At 37.7% G+C, this 16,850-nt stretch carries 20 protein-coding genes; 16 read left to right on the plus strand and 4 right to left on the minus strand.

Annotation, left to right across the window (positions count from 1 at the left end; all coding sequences use genetic code 11):
• Positions 1-40: 40 nt before the first annotated feature.
• The 11 genes from I5J82_RS18750 to I5J82_RS18800 all read left to right on the plus strand — a co-directional run bounded on the left by I5J82_RS18750 (position 41) and on the right by I5J82_RS18800 (position 8,718).
• Positions 41-343, plus strand: coding sequence for a hypothetical protein (locus I5J82_RS18750; RefSeq protein WP_198769306.1), 303 nt, complete (start codon positions 41-43; stop codon positions 341-343).
• Positions 344-517: 174 nt separating this feature from the next.
• On the plus strand, positions 518-1,435 hold the full coding sequence (locus tag I5J82_RS18755; protein WP_198769307.1) for a GNAT family N-acetyltransferase: 918 nt from the start codon (positions 518-520) through the stop codon (positions 1,433-1,435).
• A 48-nt stretch (positions 1,436-1,483) separates the two neighbouring features.
• Complete coding sequence (locus tag I5J82_RS18760; protein WP_198769308.1) at positions 1,484-2,116, plus strand: TetR/AcrR family transcriptional regulator; 633 nt, start codon at positions 1,484-1,486, stop codon at positions 2,114-2,116.
• A 425-nt stretch (positions 2,117-2,541) separates the two neighbouring features.
• Complete coding sequence (gene sigX / locus I5J82_RS18765) at positions 2,542-3,087, plus strand: RNA polymerase sigma factor SigX (RefSeq protein WP_198769309.1); 546 nt, start codon at positions 2,542-2,544, stop codon at positions 3,085-3,087.
• Positions 3,074-4,237, plus strand: a complete 1,164-nt coding sequence (locus tag I5J82_RS18770) for a GerMN domain-containing protein (RefSeq protein ID WP_198769310.1) — start codon at positions 3,074-3,076, stop codon at positions 4,235-4,237. The genes sigX and I5J82_RS18770 overlap by 14 nt, the downstream gene beginning before the upstream one ends.
• Positions 4,238-4,364: 127 nt before the next feature.
• The gene (locus I5J82_RS18775) at positions 4,365-4,823 is read left to right on the plus strand and encodes a C40 family peptidase (RefSeq protein WP_198769311.1); all 459 of its coding nucleotides are present in this window, start codon (positions 4,365-4,367) and stop codon (positions 4,821-4,823) included.
• 119 nt (positions 4,824-4,942) lie between these two features.
• The gene (gene uvsE, locus I5J82_RS18780; RefSeq protein WP_198769312.1) at positions 4,943-5,908 is read left to right on the plus strand and encodes a UV DNA damage repair endonuclease UvsE; all 966 of its coding nucleotides are present in this window, start codon (positions 4,943-4,945) and stop codon (positions 5,906-5,908) included.
• Between the two features lie 169 nt (positions 5,909-6,077).
• Positions 6,078-6,806: an SDR family NAD(P)-dependent oxidoreductase gene (locus tag I5J82_RS18785; protein ID WP_198769313.1), complete on the plus strand. Its 729-nt coding sequence runs from the start codon at positions 6,078-6,080 to the stop codon at positions 6,804-6,806.
• Positions 6,806-7,831, plus strand: coding sequence for an S-adenosylmethionine:tRNA ribosyltransferase-isomerase (locus I5J82_RS18790; protein WP_198769314.1), 1,026 nt, complete (start codon positions 6,806-6,808; stop codon positions 7,829-7,831). The genes I5J82_RS18785 and I5J82_RS18790 overlap by 1 nt, the downstream gene beginning before the upstream one ends.
• Positions 7,832-7,845: 14 nt before the next feature.
• Positions 7,846-8,199, plus strand: a complete 354-nt coding sequence (locus tag I5J82_RS18795) for a VOC family protein (protein ID WP_198769315.1) — start codon at positions 7,846-7,848, stop codon at positions 8,197-8,199.
• 63 nt (positions 8,200-8,262) lie between these two features.
• Positions 8,263-8,718, plus strand: coding sequence for a VOC family protein (locus I5J82_RS18800; RefSeq protein WP_198769316.1), 456 nt, complete (start codon positions 8,263-8,265; stop codon positions 8,716-8,718).
• Positions 8,719-8,773: 55 nt separating this feature from the next.
• Here I5J82_RS18800 and I5J82_RS18805 read toward each other — a convergent pair whose 3' ends face one another.
• Entirely contained in the window at positions 8,774-9,517 is a 744-nt protein-coding gene (locus I5J82_RS18805) for a metallophosphoesterase family protein (protein WP_198769317.1), read from the minus strand.
• Positions 9,518-10,106: 589 nt separating this feature from the next.
• Entirely contained in the window at positions 10,107-11,942 is a 1,836-nt protein-coding gene (locus tag I5J82_RS18810; protein WP_198769318.1) for an LTA synthase family protein, read from the minus strand.
• Positions 11,943-12,054: 112 nt separating this feature from the next.
• Between I5J82_RS18810 and I5J82_RS18815 the strand changes: the two genes are divergently transcribed.
• The 4 genes from I5J82_RS18815 to I5J82_RS18830 are packed head-to-tail and all read left to right on the plus strand — an operon-like array spanning position 12,055 to position 13,954.
• Positions 12,055-12,456: a VOC family protein gene (locus tag I5J82_RS18815; protein ID WP_198769319.1), complete on the plus strand. Its 402-nt coding sequence runs from the start codon at positions 12,055-12,057 to the stop codon at positions 12,454-12,456.
• An 8-nt stretch (positions 12,457-12,464) separates the two neighbouring features.
• The gene (lepB, locus tag I5J82_RS18820; protein WP_198769320.1) at positions 12,465-13,022 is read left to right on the plus strand and encodes a signal peptidase I; all 558 of its coding nucleotides are present in this window, start codon (positions 12,465-12,467) and stop codon (positions 13,020-13,022) included.
• Positions 13,023-13,073: 51 nt separating this feature from the next.
• Positions 13,074-13,571, plus strand: coding sequence for a DNA-3-methyladenine glycosylase I (locus I5J82_RS18825; protein ID WP_198769321.1), 498 nt, complete (start codon positions 13,074-13,076; stop codon positions 13,569-13,571).
• A gap of 47 nt (positions 13,572-13,618) precedes the next feature.
• Positions 13,619-13,954, plus strand: coding sequence for a L,D-transpeptidase (locus I5J82_RS18830; RefSeq protein WP_144704774.1), 336 nt, complete (start codon positions 13,619-13,621; stop codon positions 13,952-13,954).
• A 36-nt stretch (positions 13,955-13,990) separates the two neighbouring features.
• Here I5J82_RS18830 and I5J82_RS18835 read toward each other — a convergent pair whose 3' ends face one another.
• On the minus strand, positions 13,991-14,362 hold the full coding sequence (locus I5J82_RS18835; RefSeq protein ID WP_198769322.1) for a hypothetical protein: 372 nt from the start codon (positions 14,360-14,362) through the stop codon (positions 13,991-13,993).
• A gap of 17 nt (positions 14,363-14,379) precedes the next feature.
• Positions 14,380-15,633: a helix-turn-helix domain-containing protein gene (locus I5J82_RS18840; RefSeq protein WP_198769323.1), complete on the minus strand. Its 1,254-nt coding sequence runs from the start codon at positions 15,631-15,633 to the stop codon at positions 14,380-14,382.
• 224 nt (positions 15,634-15,857) lie between these two features.
• Between I5J82_RS18840 and I5J82_RS18845 the strand changes: the two genes are divergently transcribed.
• The gene (locus I5J82_RS18845) at positions 15,858-16,760 is read left to right on the plus strand and encodes a hypothetical protein (RefSeq protein ID WP_198769324.1); all 903 of its coding nucleotides are present in this window, start codon (positions 15,858-15,860) and stop codon (positions 16,758-16,760) included.
• Positions 16,761-16,850 lie beyond the last annotated feature (90 nt).

Below are 16,850 nucleotides of genomic sequence, written 5' to 3' on the forward strand. Positions count from 1 at the left end.
GAGACTTGATGGGGGAAGGATTAAATAGAGGAGTGATTCTATGAAAACACAGACGAAAGAAAGAGCTCAGATCATTTACTCCATGTTGGAAGATATTCATCAAAACAAAACCGTAAGTGAGGAACAGCTCAATAAATTAACAGAAGTCGCTCAACTATTAAAAGAAGATGTTGAGATCGGAGAGAAAACTTCTGGTGTTTTAGATGATATGAGTGAATTTGGAGAGAGGGCTCTTCAATTATCATCAGAACAGCAATTAAACGATTACCTGAAACAAGAAGATCAAAAAGTAGAAGAGTATTACGATCATTTTAAGATGCTTTTTGAAGAAGAGAGATCATAAAAATGTAGGAAGCTGCTATCTAAGAGGGATTTCTCTTGGGTATCAGTTTTTTTTAGTTAAGAGGAAGGAGATCATGATTTTGTCGAACGATTATGTTGGTCATACGTTTTCATTTTTTATAAAATTAAATAAAACGACCAGTCGTTTTACAGCGAAAATAGAGGAGTGATTGTCGTGTTAGTCATTAAACGATTTAGTGAGTTAACGTTTCAAGAAGCGATTTCGTTATGGAACGAATCGTGGAAGCATTATTTCTCTGATATGACCATGGACCTTAATCGATTCATACTAAAGATTGCTAGTGAAGGAATTTCTTTAGAAAAGTCAGTCGTGGCTGTTTACGATGACAAGTTAGCAGGGTTTGTACTGAACAGTTTTCGAACGATTAACGGCAGACGATATGTATGGAACGGGGGAACCGCAATCGCTCCAGCATTTAGAGGGATGGGTGTAGGTAAGAAGCTCATATCCGTCTGTCTAAATATATATGAAGAAGAGAAGGTTGAGGTCGCAAGGCTCGAAGCCATCAAAGAAAATGAAGCGGCAATAAAACTTTATAAAAGCATGGGGTATGTGACGTTCGAAGAGCTGACGTATCTTCAGCATGAAGGAGTCATTACCACTTGGATTGATGCAAATACAGAGATACAAATCAAGGAAGTATCTATGCACGATATACAACGCCTATCCTTATTCAAGCCTACTACCCCATGGCAGACTCAATTTCAGAGTTTAAAAGATTTTATTTGTGTGATGGGAATGAAAGACGAGATTCCACTCGGATACGCCGTGTATAAGAAAATGCATAAAGAAACAGGAGAGCTTTCGGCTATTCTACTCTATCAATGTGTGACCAACGAACAGAATGACTTACAAGAGGATACAGTTAGAGAATTAGTAAAAAGGGTATTTGCGCCAGCTGAAGGATCTGTAAAAAGAATGACAATAAATATACCTAAAAAGGAGGACTACTTAAACAAACTGCTGCGTGAAACAGGGTTTACGACGTATGTTGAACAAGTACACATGGAACGAATAATCAGACAAACAAACGACTCTCAAGCCGTGAAAACTTTTTCCGAAATAGACTGAAAACTCTGTTATACTTATATAAGACGTGTCATAAATGGAGGAAGCATCATGCCTAAAGTTTCAGCTGAGTACAAAGAAGAGAAACGCAACCACATTCTTGAGAGCGCCTTAAAATGCTTCAGTGAAAAGGGATATCAAGCTACGATTATTGACGACATCGTTAAAGATTCAAATATTAGTAAAGGTGCGATCTATAACTATTTTGCTAGTAAAGAAGAGATCTATCTGCAACTGTTAAAAAAGCGGACAGATGAGTTTTTTGAAGATATGGAACAAGAGAACGCTTCTCTCACAAGTGCTGGCAAAAAGCTTGAAAATCTTTTCAAACGCTGGAAAAAGCAAGAGTTAAAAGAAGATGATCAGCAGACAATGCGTGTATACATTGAATTCTGGCTTTATGGGTCAAGACAAGAAGATTTAAAGTCTATTCTTGCAGCACGATATAATCGGTTTATCGATTATATTGTGAAGATCATTAAAGAGGGTCAGGAATCAGGAGAAATCAAAAAAGAGTTGGATCCGCAAAACATTTCACGTATTTTTTGGGCTCTTCGTGATGGCAACGTGCTTCACTATTCTTTTCTAGGAGAAGAAGAGCAGTATCGAATCGCTTGGGATACCATTGAAGAGATGTTTTTGAGCTATGTGAAAAACGAAATAAAGAGTGGGCACCAGGATTAATGGTGTCTTTTTTATTTGTGTTAATAGATTCTATTTTAGTGAGGGTATATGAACATTTGTACATGTCGAGATAAGTCGACTCGCGGATATATGAGCAAAACCTGCCGGGATTATGCTCCAAACTCGCGGGAATAAATTCATAATTTCAGGGATTATCATAATTATTTCTTGAATAATCAACGGAAATACCCTACGAGGTATGGATGATAGCTGGCTTTCTTTAGCCAAACAGCCCACGTCCTATTCAAGATGTATTTACTGACTAGTTTTGTCTAAGGAGTTCCACTTTTGTTGGGAATTATCGACCAAATGGTCCTATCGAGATGCTATAAAAAAGAGTAGACTTAGAAGTAACATATTTGTAATGTAACTTTCTATAAGGATATTCGACTACATAAATACATAGAGATAGGGGGCCATCCGAAGTGAAAGAAACGTTCGACCGACTTTACGATGAGTACCATACGGCATTATTTCAATTCATATTCTATATGGTACGAAATCGAGAATCGGCAGAAGATCTTGTGCAAGAGGTTTATATCCGGGTATTAAACGCTTACGAAAGTTTCGAAGGCAAGAGTTCAGAGAAAACATGGTTGTATTCCATTGCCAGGCACGTGGCCATTGACTGGCTTAGAAAACAATCCAGACGCAACAAAAGGTTCCTATTCTTCGATATAAAAGAAAGTGAAAATGTATTGCGTGATGGAGATCCCCTTCCAGAAGAATTAGTTGCAAAAAAAGAGTCTTACAGAGATTTATATACAATGATGAAACGTTGTTCACTCGATCAGCAGCAAGTGCTTGTACTTCGGTACATTCAATCATTATCGATCTCAGAAACTGCGCAAATATTAAGTTGGACGGAAAGTAAAGTGAAGACCACCCAGCACCGGGCTATAAAGGAATTGCGCAAATGGCTGGATCAGCAACCGGGCCTGGAGGAGGAATTGAAAGATGGAACCAATTAAGTGGAATGACGAAAAAATTGAACAGCATCTTAAGCATTTGCCCCCTATAAGAGACCGCCGATCTAAGCAGGAGCTTTTCTTAAAGGTTCAGGCAAATATTAATTATAAGGATAATAAATGGAAGAGGCTTCCTACATGGAGTCTCCCGGCACTCGCTACAGCTTGTGCGCTTGTCATCTTTGGTGTTTTCGCTCCAGATTTAATGAAGAACGGCGTACAGATGGAAAACTCCAAAGTCGCTCAGAATTCGGATAAGATGGAAGAAAAATCGTTAGATGGCTCAGCAGATAAGGATCAAAACTCAGCTGGAATCATGAAAGCTGAACCTTCTATTGCTTATCACGCACCTTATTTGGATAAAAATTTAAAAGCAATGAAAAAAGACTGGGTGACTGTTGGCTATTTGGATGAACAAGCACAGCTTGTCATACCTGTAAGTTTTTTAACAGATGAAGATTATTACGTCAATAAAGTGAATAAAGAACTTAAAGCATTCAATCCGAGCGATGTTGGGTTAACGGATAGTCCTTTAGAAAAAGCCACAATTACGGAAGAAGAAGAGACGGTCGTTGTTGATTTCCCGAAGGATTCGATTAACGAAGCAGAAGAACCATTGTTACAAGCACTCATATCGATGACTTTTGCCAATGAAGGACAGAAGGCGAAAGTGGAACTTCGCATGAACGGTAAAAATGGCTATGAATTTCCGCGATTCGGTACGGTTTCAGAGTGGAATCTTCAGGTTCCGGGAGCTCCTCACTTCCGTTATGACGCTCCATCAACAGATTCATTTATTGTAAGTCTGTTTTCTACGGGGGTAGACGCTGATTCGATACCAAAGGAGTTTACAGATGCTCTTGAGATGATGGATGATGAGCAAGAGCGTGGGCTTCAACCATTGTTACCGAAAAACACGGTGCTAGGTGTAAACGTAATAAGCAAGGATGATGTAGAGATTACATTTCCTGATTCTATAAAGTTATCAGCAAATGACACAGAAGACCTGATGATGATTGATGCTATTCTATTAACAGCTGAAAGCTACGGTTTTGAGTCCGTGAAGTTTAATAATACGAAACTCGATTCGATCGGTCCTTATCAGCTTGATGAAGAGATTGAAGGAGTGACGGGCTCAAATTTCTATCAATAATCTATAAAAAAAAGTTGTCGAAAAAGGCTGCAATTTGCAGTCTTTTTTCTATCGAAAGAAAGTAACTTAAGTCGTGTGATCTTCGACTAATGAAGTGAAAGAGTTCAATAAAGAGAGGATGTTAAACATGAAACGTTTACTCGTCGCAGTAGTTTCATTAGGACTCGCAGCTCTGTTGATATTAGGCGGTGTATCTGCAGCAAAAGCATCTCCATCTTATGATCAAGAAGTAACAGAAACGGCTAAACTCTACAAAGGAACTCCGTTTAAATGGGGCGGCACAACACCAAAAGGATTTGATGCATCAGGGTTTACCACATATATATTCAAAACAACAGTAGTAAACAAAAGTTTGCCAAGAACGTCCGCTGATCAATATAAAGGCGGCACACCTGTTGCAAAGGGCAAAGAAAAATTAGGAGACCTCGTATTCTTTAAAACAAATGGCAAAAGTGTTTCGTTTGTAGGCATCTATATGGGGAATAAAGAGTTTATCGCAGCTACTTCCAAAGGAGTACGCATACAATCACTAGACGCTAAATATTGGAAGGGTACGTATGTCGGAGCAAAAAGATATTTACCTTAAGATAGTATGACTGTCCTCGATCGTGAGGGCAGTTTTTTTTCACTAATCGATAACACCATTTTGGTTAAAAGAGAAAGCAATAGGGTCATACTGTTAATGATGAAAATGAGGTGGCACAGATGACCATAATTAAACTTGGTTTTGTAGCGATGAGTATGGAACTGAAAAATGCTTCTCCGTCCAAAACGATGACCTATAAACAATTTAGCCAGCTGCAGAATAGAGAAGCGGGATTGAGAAAGCTTGAGCGTATATCGCATGCCAATATAACCAATACGCTAAGAGTGTTAAAGCATGCTGTGGCTAACGATGTACGGTTTTACCGAATGACCTCCAGAATCATTCCGCTAGCCAACCACAGTGAACTTTTAGATTGGGATTATATCAGTCCTTTAAGAGATTCACTACACGAAATAGGGCAATATGCCAAGCAACATAATATGAGGCTAGACTTTCATCCTGACCATTTTGTTTTGATCAATTCGCCAAAGAAAGAGATACTTAAAAATTCTCTTAAGACGCTACAGCTGCACTACAAATTACTAAAAAATATAGGAATCGATACAGAACATCGATGTGTGATGCATGTAGGTGGAAACTATAAAGAAACGGATGTAGCGCTTGAACGATTTGTGCAGAATTGGGGAAGCGTTCCGTTATCGATACAAAAGATGATTATGCTTGAGAATGATGATACTTCTTTTACTATGGCGGATGCACTGTACCTATGTGAAAAGCTGCAAATTCCTCTCGTATTCGATTACCACCATCACCTCGCATATCATCATGATGAGAACTGGATTCAGCATTGGCCACGAGTAATAGAGTCATGGAAAACTTCACCGTTGCCATTGAAGATGCATATCTCGAGTCCAAAGAACGAAAAGCAATTTAGGAATCATGCAGACTATGTTGATGTAAATATGTTTTTCGATTTTTTAAACCAAGTAAAAGGAAGTGTAGATAAAATAGATTGTATGATCGAATCCAAGAAAAAAGATTTAGCCCTTTTTCAGCTTATGAAAGAAATAAAAGAAAGAAAAGATGTGGAAGTTCTAGATGGAGCATCTTTTCGTCTGAAGTAAAACCTTTGCTACGGCAGAGGTTTTTTATTTTCCGGGAAATTTGTCGAAAAATTTGTAAACTTTATCGTTGACGAATGAAAAGAAGTGTAACTATAATTAAAATACTTAGTAAACAAAAATGTATAAAAAGTATAATAATGATAATTACAAAGTTTCTTAGGAGGAAAAAATGATGAAAAAAGTAATGATGATTACAGGAGCTTCAAAAGGATTGGGTAAAGCGCTTTCTCTATACTTTGCCGGTGAAGGTTATAACTTGGCGATATGTGCAAGAAACGGAGATGCACTTCAACGTGTAAAGAAAGCAGCGATTCAGCTTGGAGTAGAGGTTCTCGCGATAGAAGCAGACATGTCAAAATCAAAAGATGTAGAGCGATTTGTAGCTTTGACAGAAGAGCATTTTGGACGAATAGATGTGCTAATTAACAACGCATCCATCATCGGTCCTAGTCCGATTCCTTATTTGCTTGATTATCCAGAACAAGATTTCGAAGAAGTTCTTCGCGTCAATACGATCGGACCATTTTTAGTTACAAGAAGGGTGTTACCAATCATGCTTCAAAAACAACAAGGAAGTATCATTAACATTACATCAGAAGCGGGTGCAACCGGTTATGCGGGCTGGGGAGCATATGGAATCTCAAAATTTGCCCTTGAAGGACTAACTGAAACGTGGGCAGATGAAGTAAGTGAATCTGGTGTACGTGTGAACATGGTTGATCCTGGTGAGATGGATACAGAAATGCATGAACTAGCTGTACCAGAATGTGATTATGAGCTTGCTAAGCCTGAAGATCTGACGGCTGTTTTTGGATATTTGGCATCAGATGCATCTTCACTCGTTACCGGAAAGCGATTTGAAGCACAGAAGTTTCAGCTTGAGGGGAGTGAATTCTAATGGAAACAGCGATGAAGTTTGAGGTTCCTGATGAATTAAATGCAAAAGAACCACCCGAACGCAGAGGGTTACGTCGAGATTATGTAAAAATGATGGTGCTCGACAAAAATACAGGGAAGACCAATCATACACAGTTCTACCAACTGGACCGTTATTTGAAAAAAGGTGACTTGCTTGTACTTAACGCGAGCCGGACTGTTCCTGCGGTATTAAAAAGTCGGAAAGAAGCAGATGGTACAGAAGTAGAGATTCGACTTGCTCATAGAAAGAATGCATCCAACTGGGAAGCACTTCCCGTTAGCGGAAACGTCAAGAAAGGCGATATCATCTGCTTTTCATCGACATTAACAGCTACTATTACCGAACAGTCAGAAGATACACCTTTTGTTTCATTAGCTTTTAATCTATGCTGCTCATCGCTTTTTAACCAGATCTATGACTTAGGAGAACCTGTCAGGTACGAGTACATCCAGAAGCCTTGGAATCTGGATTACTATCAAACGGTTTTCGCAACCATTCCAGGTTCTGTTGAGATGCCCTCTGCGGGAAGGGCATTCAGTTGGGAGCTTCTGTTCCGACTACAGAAAAAAGGCGTAAGAATCGCTTATATCACGCTTCATACGGGACTTAGTTATTTGCTTGATGATAAGTGGCACAAAGGCCCAGATAAGAACTTTGAAAACTATCATGTACCGAAAGAAACGGCTGACCTCATTTCTGAAACGAAAAATAGTGGAGGTCGAGTAATCGCAGTGGGTACTACAGTCGTAAGGACGCTTGAAACAGTCGCTCAGCTAAATGGAAAGGTTCAGGCAGCTAGCGGATGGACAAATCTATATATTACTGAAAATACGAAACTCGTAGTATGTGATGGACTGATCACAGGGATGCATGAACCGGAGGCGAGTCATCTGCAACTGCTTTCTGCATTCGTAGATCGAACCAAATTATATAACGCTTATAACGATGCGATTCAGAAGCGCTACCTCTGGCACGAGTTTGGCGATATGAATCTAATTCTTTAAGTAAGGAGAATAAGATGCTGCATCATATCGGTCTCTATGTAAGTGATATGAAAAAGTCGTGTGAATTCTATGAAAGAATCCTACCTATTCAAAAGAAAGAAAGTTTCATGTGGAACGATACAGAGCTCGTTTTTTTAATAGGGGAAGGATTTCAGCTTGAATTGTTGCCTAATTCAGCAGATCACGCTGCATGCAGTCATATCGCATTTAGCGTGGCCTCTGTTACGGAGAAAATAGAAGAACTATACCAAGAGGAAATTCTTTTAACAGAAGGGCCGTATGATCTTCCGAACGGTTGGAGAACTGTTTTTTACGAAGGTCCAGATGGAGAAGAGATTGAATTTATACAGACGAGGACCCCTCACTGATATAGATTGTCACTCTAAATAATAATAGAAAAAAATTAAAGAACAGATAAAAGGAGAAATCAAATGATTAAAGGGCTTTACGAAGCACATTTGCCTGTCAGTAATCTTAAGAAATCTATTGAGTTTTATAAAAAACTAGATTTAGAAATCGCTTATCAACAAGAAAATTTAGTGTTTTTCTGGATTGAGAAAGGAAAAAGTTGGTTGGGATTATGGGAAACAGACAAGGTTAAAACACCCTATCACCCATCGTTAAGACATATCGCTTTTCAAATTGATAGAGATAATATGTTAAGCATTAAAGAATGGTTAGAAGAAAGAGAAATAGAAGTCTCTACTAATTTTGGATTTCCACCTGAAAAACAACCATTAGTGTTACCTAATAACCCACAAGCTCATGCAGCAATCTATTTTAAGGATCCAGATGGAAATAGCATTGAGTTAATTGCTCCGTTAAGATTGGATTTTGAAGAAGAATTTAAGATGATGACACTAGAAGAATGGAATAAAACAAAATAAATTAGCGCTTTTTCAAATACACCACCTACGTTCCTACAAATAAAGAGCTAAACCTTTAACTATGAAAAGCTTTCATCAGAAATGGACCATCGGGAACTTCAAGATCTCTGTATGTCTTAAACAAGTTTGTCTGGTCGTACGGTATCGATTTAAATTCGATTCTTAGTTCCTGTTCATCTGTAATATAAACAATAGCATATCGTGCTTCGGCAACCTTATTACAGCCTAGTGCACCAGGATTCACGATATGAGTTTGATCTACTTTGAAATCATGAAGGATATGATGATGACCAAATCCTATAAAATCATGCGTAAGTGAATGTTTAAAAAGCTCTTTCATCACTAAAGAATCAGGTTCACTTATAATCGGCATAAAGGGATCTTCAGATATTGAGGATTCCTTTTTGCCTTCCTTGTAAGGGTAGTGTGTGATGAGAAAGCGGAAACCCTCCTCTTCAAATACAAGCTCTCGGGGAAGTGCGCTCAATGCATGAGCATATGTATCTATTAGCTGATCGGCAATCCATTGATGATGTTGCCTCGCATGACTGTGACTCTTAGGGTGAGACAGACCATATTTTAATGCAAGGACAGCTTCATCGTGATTACCAGTAACCATCTTAATAGATGGCAAGTTAAATAAGCGTTGGAGTACCTCATTTGTAAAAGGACCAATCCCAATCATGTCACCGCCACTAATAAACCGGGAGATTCCCATACCTGTAGCGTCATCAATAACAGCTTGGAGCGCATCAATATTCCCATGAATATCTGTAAAATAAGCAAATAGAGGTTTCAAATTATCGCCACCTTTAACTAGTCATCTTTTATAATAAAAGGGTGTTTTCGTAAGCTTTGTTGCTTTTGGAAGTGTTGATTTCCGTTCCAGACTGCTCACTTTCCACGGGACAGGCGGTGAGCCACATTCGTACGTTTCACTCTTAAGTGTCTCACCTGACCCGTTTCATAGAAGTATTCTTGCTCCTGCGTCTACAAGTTAATGCTATCGCAGTTAGCTTCCTCGTCGCATGTTCTTGCGAGAAGCATCTCATGTAGTTGGCACGCACCTTCCACTCCAATCAACAGTCAAAGAGGTAATTACAAAGATATAAAAGCAACAATCTTTTAGAAAATAGCCTATAAAATAAAGCTAACTCCTTAACTACCAATTTTAGGAGGAGTAGATAATGAAAGTAAAGTTAGGTTTTATTCTGGATATATGCGTTTCTTTAGCTGCATTTTTAAGCATTTTGTACTTAATCTTCATAGGCGAATGGAACAGCATTTATCTTATTTCGTCCTTAATTATAGGGCTTAGCTCGATAATTAGAATATCAAAAGAAGTAAAAGACGGGTTTAAATAAAAAAGCCCTCATAAGGGGCTAAGTTTATTTTAAAAATCGTAGCAGATCACCATAAATGATTTGATCTGACTGATCGAGTTCCTCTTTTGCCTGTTCGATGTATGGCTTACACTTTTCTTCTTCAACAGGTGCTCCAAATGGTTTTACATAACACGTCTCATTTGTATAAATATAGTCGTCTGTAACGAAAGAGCCGTTACGGAGCACCGTTAATTCATGATGTTCTTTTGAAAAAAGATCCGTCCCAAAATGAACGTCATCACTCGATCCAATTCCAAGCAAGTGTAACAGAGTAGGTTTGAGATCGATCTGTCCACCAACCGTATCAAGCTGCTTGCCTTTTTTCCCTGGAACGTGAATGAATAAAGGTACTTGCTGCAGTTCCACTTGATTGTAAGCAGTAAGCGTTGCTTTGCTTAACACATCGGCCATCGCTTCTTGATGCCGTTCTGATATGCCGTAATGGTCCCCATAAACGACTACGACTGAGTTCTCATATAATCCTGAGCTCTTCAGGTCTTCAAAAAACTGGCGCAATGCTTCGTCCGCGTAGCGAACGGTTGTAAAATAGCGACTAACTGTTCCATCATCTACAGGATAAGGCTCAATCCACTGTTCTTTTTCATTGATCAAATAAGGATGATGGTTAGTAAGCGTAATAAAACGAGCATAAAAAGGCTGCGGCAGCTTCGTTAAATACGGCATGGACTGCTTAAAGAAAGGTATATCTTTAAGTCCATAGTTAATTGAATTTTCTTCTGTAACGTTATAATATTCTTCACTATAAAACTTGTCATACCCCATCGTCTTATAGATGACGTCGCGGTTCCAGAAGCTTTTATTATTACCGTGAAAAACAGCAGAATAATAGCCGTTTGATTTTAAAATTTCAGGCATAGCGTTGTATTCGTTCAACGGATGTGTTTGAAAAACAGCACCCCTTGGCAATGGATATAGGGAATTATCGATCAAAAACTCAGAATCGGATGTCTTTCCTTGTCCGGTTTGATGATAAAAGTTATTAAAATAATAGCTAGATTCAGCAAGTTCGTTTAAGAAAGGTGTAACTTCTTCTCCGTTGATTTTGTAATTCAGTACAAAATTTTGGGTAGATTCTAGAGATACCATGATTAAGTTTTTTCCTTTTGCAATTCCATAGAGCTCAGGGTTGTTAACCGTTTCTTTTTTTATATCCTTTAAAATTTCCTCTGCATCCATATTGCTTGCTAGTGCTTTTTGCATAGAAGACTTGGATTGAAGCATGATATCGTACAGATGATAATTGAACGTTCCTAAGCTTTTCACAAGAATTTCCCTGTCAAATGTACGGGTCAAAAGCTGCGGCCGGTTTATTTCTGCAAGAATTAAATGAACAGACAATATGGCAACACCGCATAAAAATAATTTTCTTCGGTCTACCGGCTTTAATAGATGATTAGACTTCCATCTCGTCTGCTTTAATAGATAAGCTAATAGAAGCAGATCAACAAAAAAGAAAATGTCAGTGATATAGATCAGTTCATAAACACTGTTTCCAATATCTCCAACATTCTTCGTTTGAAACAATACCGGAATCGTAAGGAAGTCGGTAAAGAATCGATAATAGACGACGTTCGCATACAATATAAAGCTATAAATGAAGGAAAGCCATAGGATGACTCGTCTTCTTTTAGCAGGTGGAGCAAGGTTTGCTAAACAAAAATAGAGTACGAGAAAACTTAACGGATTTAAAAATAATAAAATTTCTTGCAGGAAATGATCGATAGGCAGCGTAAATGAAACTTTATAAACAATATAGGTTTTCAACCAAAGCAAAGAAATAGCCAGGAAGATTGCTGCGTGTTTTGTTTTAGCATTCATAGGTATAACCCTCCTGTAATGAAACGGAAATCTTTACCATTGTAGGCTATTTCTCGAAAGATTAAAAGTGATAGAGGACCTTTTTTTAAGTAGAGGGAGAAATAGAGAAACCATGACATTACCACAAGGCTTGCATCATATAGAAATAAACGTGCAGAATCTAGACAAAACGAAAGCTTTTTATGAATGGCTACTGCCAGAGTTAGGTTTTTCTCTTTTTCAGGAATGGGAAAAAGGTTTTAGCTACAAAATGGAATCACTATATCTTGTTTTTGTACAAACGGAGAATTCTTACAATGACATACCTTTTCACAGAAAGCGACCAGGACTTAATCACCTGGCCTTTTGGGCTAAATCACGTGCGCAAATAGAGCACCTTCGTGTACAATTAAAGAAGAAAAATATTTCCTTTTTGTACGAGGACAAGTTTCCTTTTGCAGGAGGAGAAAATCATTATGCTTTATTCTTTGAAGATCCAGATCGATTAAAAATTGAAATCGTTGCGCCGAGGTGAATGAAGATATGATAGAACAAGAAAAAGAAACAAAGCAAAAAAGTGAATGGGTTAGCTGGTTAAAGGCGATTGGCTTTGCTTTAGTCTTTGTATTTATCACAAAAGCCTATTTCTTTGCTCCATATATGGTTGAAGGTGCATCTATGTCACCAACTCTTCACGATCAAGAAAAGCTTTATGTTAATAAAATTGTTTACGCGTTTTCTGAGCCACAAAAAGGGGATATCGTAATCATTAAAGGTGACGATAAGCGGTATGTAAAACGAGTGATAGGATTAGAAGGTGACGTTATTCAAATGAAGAGTGACGACCTATATGTAAATAATAAAAAAGTGAAGGAATCTTATCTTCAAGAAAATAAATCTGAAGCGAAAAATTTAGGTGTGTACTTAACAGAAGACTTCGGACCACTTAAAGTTCCAAAAGGGAAAGTTTTCGTAATGGGCGACAACCGTCTAAATAGCATGGATTCACGAAACGGACTAGGTTTGATCGAAACAAAAGCAATTGAAGGTCGTTCAGAAGTCGTAATCTATCCATTTTCTGAAATGCGTGCAACCCAATAACAAAAGTGCAGCCTGGCTGCGCTTTTATTTTTTTAAAAAGGAGTATGTGAGATGAACCGATGCAAGTGGAGTGAAGAGAGTGAGATGCTGCAGCAGTATCATGATAATGAATGGGGTCAGTATGTGGTGGGAGACAATAGGTTATTCGAGTGCTTAACACTGGAGCTGTTTCAATCGGGTTTAAGCTGGAAGACCATTCTTCACAAAAGAGAAAACTTCAGAAATGCGTTTGCACAGTTTGAGTATGAAAAGGTCATGCAGTTTGGCGAAAAAGAGATTGAAGCTTTACTAGCTGATGCTGGGATCGTCAGACATAGAAAAAAGATTGAAGCGACGATTGAAAACGCAAAGAGAGTCCACGATCTTGTAAAAGAGTTTGGCAGCTTCGAAGAGTTTTTAAAGCAACTACCACATGAAACAGCGGAAAAGCAAAAAATGTTGAAAAAGACATTTAAGCACGTTGGTTTAACAACGGCAGAGAGCTTTTTAGAAGCTACGGGTCGCATACAAGCGTCACACAGTGAACAGTGCTTCATGGTATCCAAGTAGAGTCATTTCATAGTTGTCCTGCATAAGCTAAAGCGGGAGGTATGATAATGCCTTATGAGATCTATATTTCAACAACAAGAAAAAGACTAGCCCTCGTAAAAGATGGGAAAGTAATCAAACGCTATCCGATAGGCGTTGGAAAAATGCTAACACCTACTCCAACCGGAACCTATACCATAATTAATAAAGCACCAAATCCAGGTGGACCGTTCGGAGTCATGTGGATGGGACTCTCACGTCCTCATTACGGCATACATGGCACAGATACACCATCATCCATCGGCAAGAACGTATCCAAAGGCTGTGTACGGATGCATAATAATCATGTTTTAGAATTATCTAAGATTGTACCGATTGGGACGAAGGTGGTTATTAGGGCATGAAAAAAAGCTCTCAGGTTGAGAGCTTTTTACGTTCTGCTATGCACTTTTAATACTGGCGTTATTATCAGCTGCAATTTTTAAATTTTTTATACTTGGATTATTATCAGATGCTATAAATACTCTTTTTATACTAGGGTTATTATCAGCTGCAAGTATAAAACTTTTAATACCTGGATTGTTATCAGAAGCTAAGAAGTTTTTACTAATGCTATCAGCTGTAAGTATAAAATTTTTAATACTAGGGTTGTTATCAGAAGCAAAATATCCTTTTTTAATGCTGGGGTTATTATCACTCGCAATTTTTAAACTTTTAATACTAGGGTTGTTATCTGAAGTTTGAAGGTTATAAAAATGTAAAGAAGAGATTGTAAAGAGTCCTATGATTACTAAAATCATTAGTTTTTTCATGAATCTATCCTCCTAAATTAAAAGATGTTTTTTCTTGCATTATTTGCAACTCTGTAATATTCACTTGCTTTTTTGTAATGCCCCTGATTAAAGAACATATCTGCTAATAATTCGGCATAGTTAGAAACATATTCCCATATTCCTTTTTGTTCGAAAAAAGGTATAGCTTTTTTTCTAAGGTATTGAATATATTCTTCAGACTCAATTCCATCCATCTTATATTGAAGAAGTATTAAATTATAGTAAGATTCCTGTTCCTCATCTACAAGGTCTAAACCGGATTTAATCAATGCTTTTACTTTTTCAAAGTTTCCTAATTCATAATGTTCTGATGCTAATAGATAAATGGTATTAGCCATATTTTGAGGGGATTGACTTTGTTTAAAACCTAGGCTTTTCTCATAGCGGTCTATTGCTTTTAAATGCTCTTTTTTACACGAAGAAATGTATCCTAAATTGTGGTATATAATCCCGTTAAGTGTTTCATCTTTGAACATTGTGGAATACTTTAAAGCGTTTTTTAGATGTGTTTCAGCTAAGTCATATTGCTTTGCTCGTCTATAACTTATTCCTAATAAGATTTGGCAATCTGCACTTCTGCTATAATTATAATCTCTATCAAATATATATATAGCTTTAAACGTGTAAGTAGTAATAGAAGTTACACGCATTAAAAAACTATAGGTCAACGCTAAAAGGTAATAGTTAACAGCGGCTTCTGAATCTTGAATATTTGAAGTTTGATTAAATTGCTTCTCTGCTTTATGAAGATAGTTTAGTGCTTCGTTATATTTCTTATTAAAGTTGTAGTACATACCCCAAAACATATAGTAATAGAACTTTAAATCGTTAGAGAGATGGTCTAATAGTTTCTCAATACCCTCTAATTTTTCCTTCGTTTCATCTAACAAAGGTGGTTCAATAACCATTAGATATCTTGAATAGAATAGTTCATATCTTAATCGTAAACTTGGATCAGTAATACCTTCCATTTTCTCCTTTATCTCAATGAAAGTATTTCCCGCTTCCTCAAACTGACGATCAACCATCATCAAATTCCACTCATTCAACATCTCAAGGATCTTACTTTCGTCCACTTCCTCCGGCGAAATACCTAGACGATCGCAAAGCAGATTAATGACTTCTTCGCTTGATTTGGCGTCCCCTTTCTCAATCTTACTCAAGTATGAGACAGAACAAATTCCCTGTGCCAGCTCTTCCTGGGTTAGGCCTTTGGTTTTTCTATAATATCTTATTCGTTGACCGACCATAAAATCCCCCTTTCAGAACTTGGGAAAATTGTCATGCAGAACCCCCACTAAACAAGTATCTATCCTACTATTTTTCCCAATACAGAATAAATGGATTGTTTGATAAGATAAATATAACAGAAAATACAAAGTTTTTGCTAGAAATTGATAATTTTGAAAAGAACGTTTTACATAAATCCTATGTCAGCACCGAGCCGGCGTCAAATTTGAAGGGAGAGAGTACTATGGCTAAAATGTACCAATTATCATCACGAACTGCAGAGAAGAATCAATCGCTGTATGTCTCACGTGATCCTGAAGTGGCCGGAAGTATAGTAAGAAATGAGGAAGGCGCTTTTGCCTACTCCGAAGTATTCATGGACAAACAGAAGAATTACTGGTTTTCCAAGAAGGTAGATGATCAGTCTAGAGACCACAAGCTCTTCATCTTTGACCATAAAAACGGCTGCTTAAAATCTCAAATTATTAAAGGACAACCAAACTTTTATGAATTTGAATCGAGTGTTGTAGTTGCTTGTGAGGGTGATGGTTCAAAAGGCTCAGTCTTAATCTTTTCAAAAGATGGCCCAGAACTCGTAAAAGAGTGGAAAGTGAATGGGTTCCTTTGGGAAGTAGAGATGAACCAAGATGTTCTCTACATTTCTTCTTATATCGTTGAAGAAGATCAAGCGGTTCTCTACATTATCCGTAACGGTAAGAAAAAACGGGTAAACCTAGGAAGCAACATGGCACCTACTGATATTTTATGTCATGAAGATCTTGTATACGTGTCAGGTGCGCCAGTTCTTAACGGTGATCCAAAGAAAATCATGGTGTTGAATGATAAAGACAAAGTGGTTACAGAATATAAGCTATCCATTTCTCCCCGTGCTCTCTATCAAGTAGACGATCAACTGCTCGTCTATGAGCTAGATCTTGCAACGGGTAAGAGCGAACGAATCGTATACATTGATATGAAGACTGGCGAACAAAAGGAACATGATATTCCTCATTCAAAGATCGTAGAATGTACAGATGACTCGCTGTCCTTATTAGAACAAAACAGCAAGACGCTCTACACGTGGGATCATTGCAAATGCAGAATCGTGAATACTCAAAAAGTTGCCGATCAAACACAAGTCATCTAGCTTTAAAAATTCATAGTCATATAATTGTAAAAAGTCCTGTGCCTTAAGTGCAGGACTTTTTTTTCATGTCCAGAAAGTAGCTGTAAAGGG

The organism is Fictibacillus halophilus, from assembly GCF_016401385.1.
In the GTDB taxonomy this organism is placed as follows: Bacteria; Bacillota; Bacilli; order Bacillales; family Fictibacillaceae; genus Fictibacillus; species Fictibacillus halophilus.

Excerpts from the sequence above, each read along its gene's own strand:
- I5J82_RS18750 (WP_198769306.1), top strand. The coding sequence starts at position 41 with ATGAAAACACAGACGAAAGAAAGAGCTCAGATCATTTACTCCATGTTG.
- I5J82_RS18760 (WP_198769308.1), top strand. The coding sequence starts at position 1,484 with ATGCCTAAAGTTTCAGCTGAGTACAAAGAAGAGAAACGCAACCACATT.
- I5J82_RS18770 (WP_198769310.1), top strand. The coding sequence starts at position 3,074 with ATGGAACCAATTAAGTGGAATGACGAAAAAATTGAACAGCATCTTAAG.
- I5J82_RS18775 (WP_198769311.1), top strand. The coding sequence starts at position 4,365 with ATGAAACGTTTACTCGTCGCAGTAGTTTCATTAGGACTCGCAGCTCTG.
- uvsE (WP_198769312.1), top strand. The coding sequence starts at position 4,943 with ATGACCATAATTAAACTTGGTTTTGTAGCGATGAGTATGGAACTGAAA.
- I5J82_RS18785 (WP_198769313.1), top strand. The coding sequence starts at position 6,078 with ATGATGAAAAAAGTAATGATGATTACAGGAGCTTCAAAAGGATTGGGT.
- I5J82_RS18790 (WP_198769314.1), top strand. The coding sequence starts at position 6,806 with ATGGAAACAGCGATGAAGTTTGAGGTTCCTGATGAATTAAATGCAAAA.
- I5J82_RS18795 (WP_198769315.1), top strand. The coding sequence starts at position 7,846 with ATGCTGCATCATATCGGTCTCTATGTAAGTGATATGAAAAAGTCGTGT.
- I5J82_RS18800 (WP_198769316.1), top strand. The coding sequence starts at position 8,263 with ATGATTAAAGGGCTTTACGAAGCACATTTGCCTGTCAGTAATCTTAAG.
- I5J82_RS18810 (WP_198769318.1), bottom strand. The coding sequence starts at position 11,942 with ATGAATGCTAAAACAAAACACGCAGCAATCTTCCTGGCTATTTCTTTG.
- I5J82_RS18815 (WP_198769319.1), top strand. The coding sequence starts at position 12,055 with ATGACATTACCACAAGGCTTGCATCATATAGAAATAAACGTGCAGAAT.
- lepB (WP_198769320.1), top strand. The coding sequence starts at position 12,465 with ATGATAGAACAAGAAAAAGAAACAAAGCAAAAAAGTGAATGGGTTAGC.
- I5J82_RS18825 (WP_198769321.1), top strand. The coding sequence starts at position 13,074 with ATGAACCGATGCAAGTGGAGTGAAGAGAGTGAGATGCTGCAGCAGTAT.
- I5J82_RS18830 (WP_144704774.1), top strand. The coding sequence starts at position 13,619 with ATGCCTTATGAGATCTATATTTCAACAACAAGAAAAAGACTAGCCCTC.
- I5J82_RS18835 (WP_198769322.1), bottom strand. The coding sequence starts at position 14,362 with ATGAAAAAACTAATGATTTTAGTAATCATAGGACTCTTTACAATCTCT.
- I5J82_RS18840 (WP_198769323.1), bottom strand. The coding sequence starts at position 15,633 with ATGGTCGGTCAACGAATAAGATATTATAGAAAAACCAAAGGCCTAACC.
- I5J82_RS18845 (WP_198769324.1), top strand. The coding sequence starts at position 15,858 with ATGGCTAAAATGTACCAATTATCATCACGAACTGCAGAGAAGAATCAA.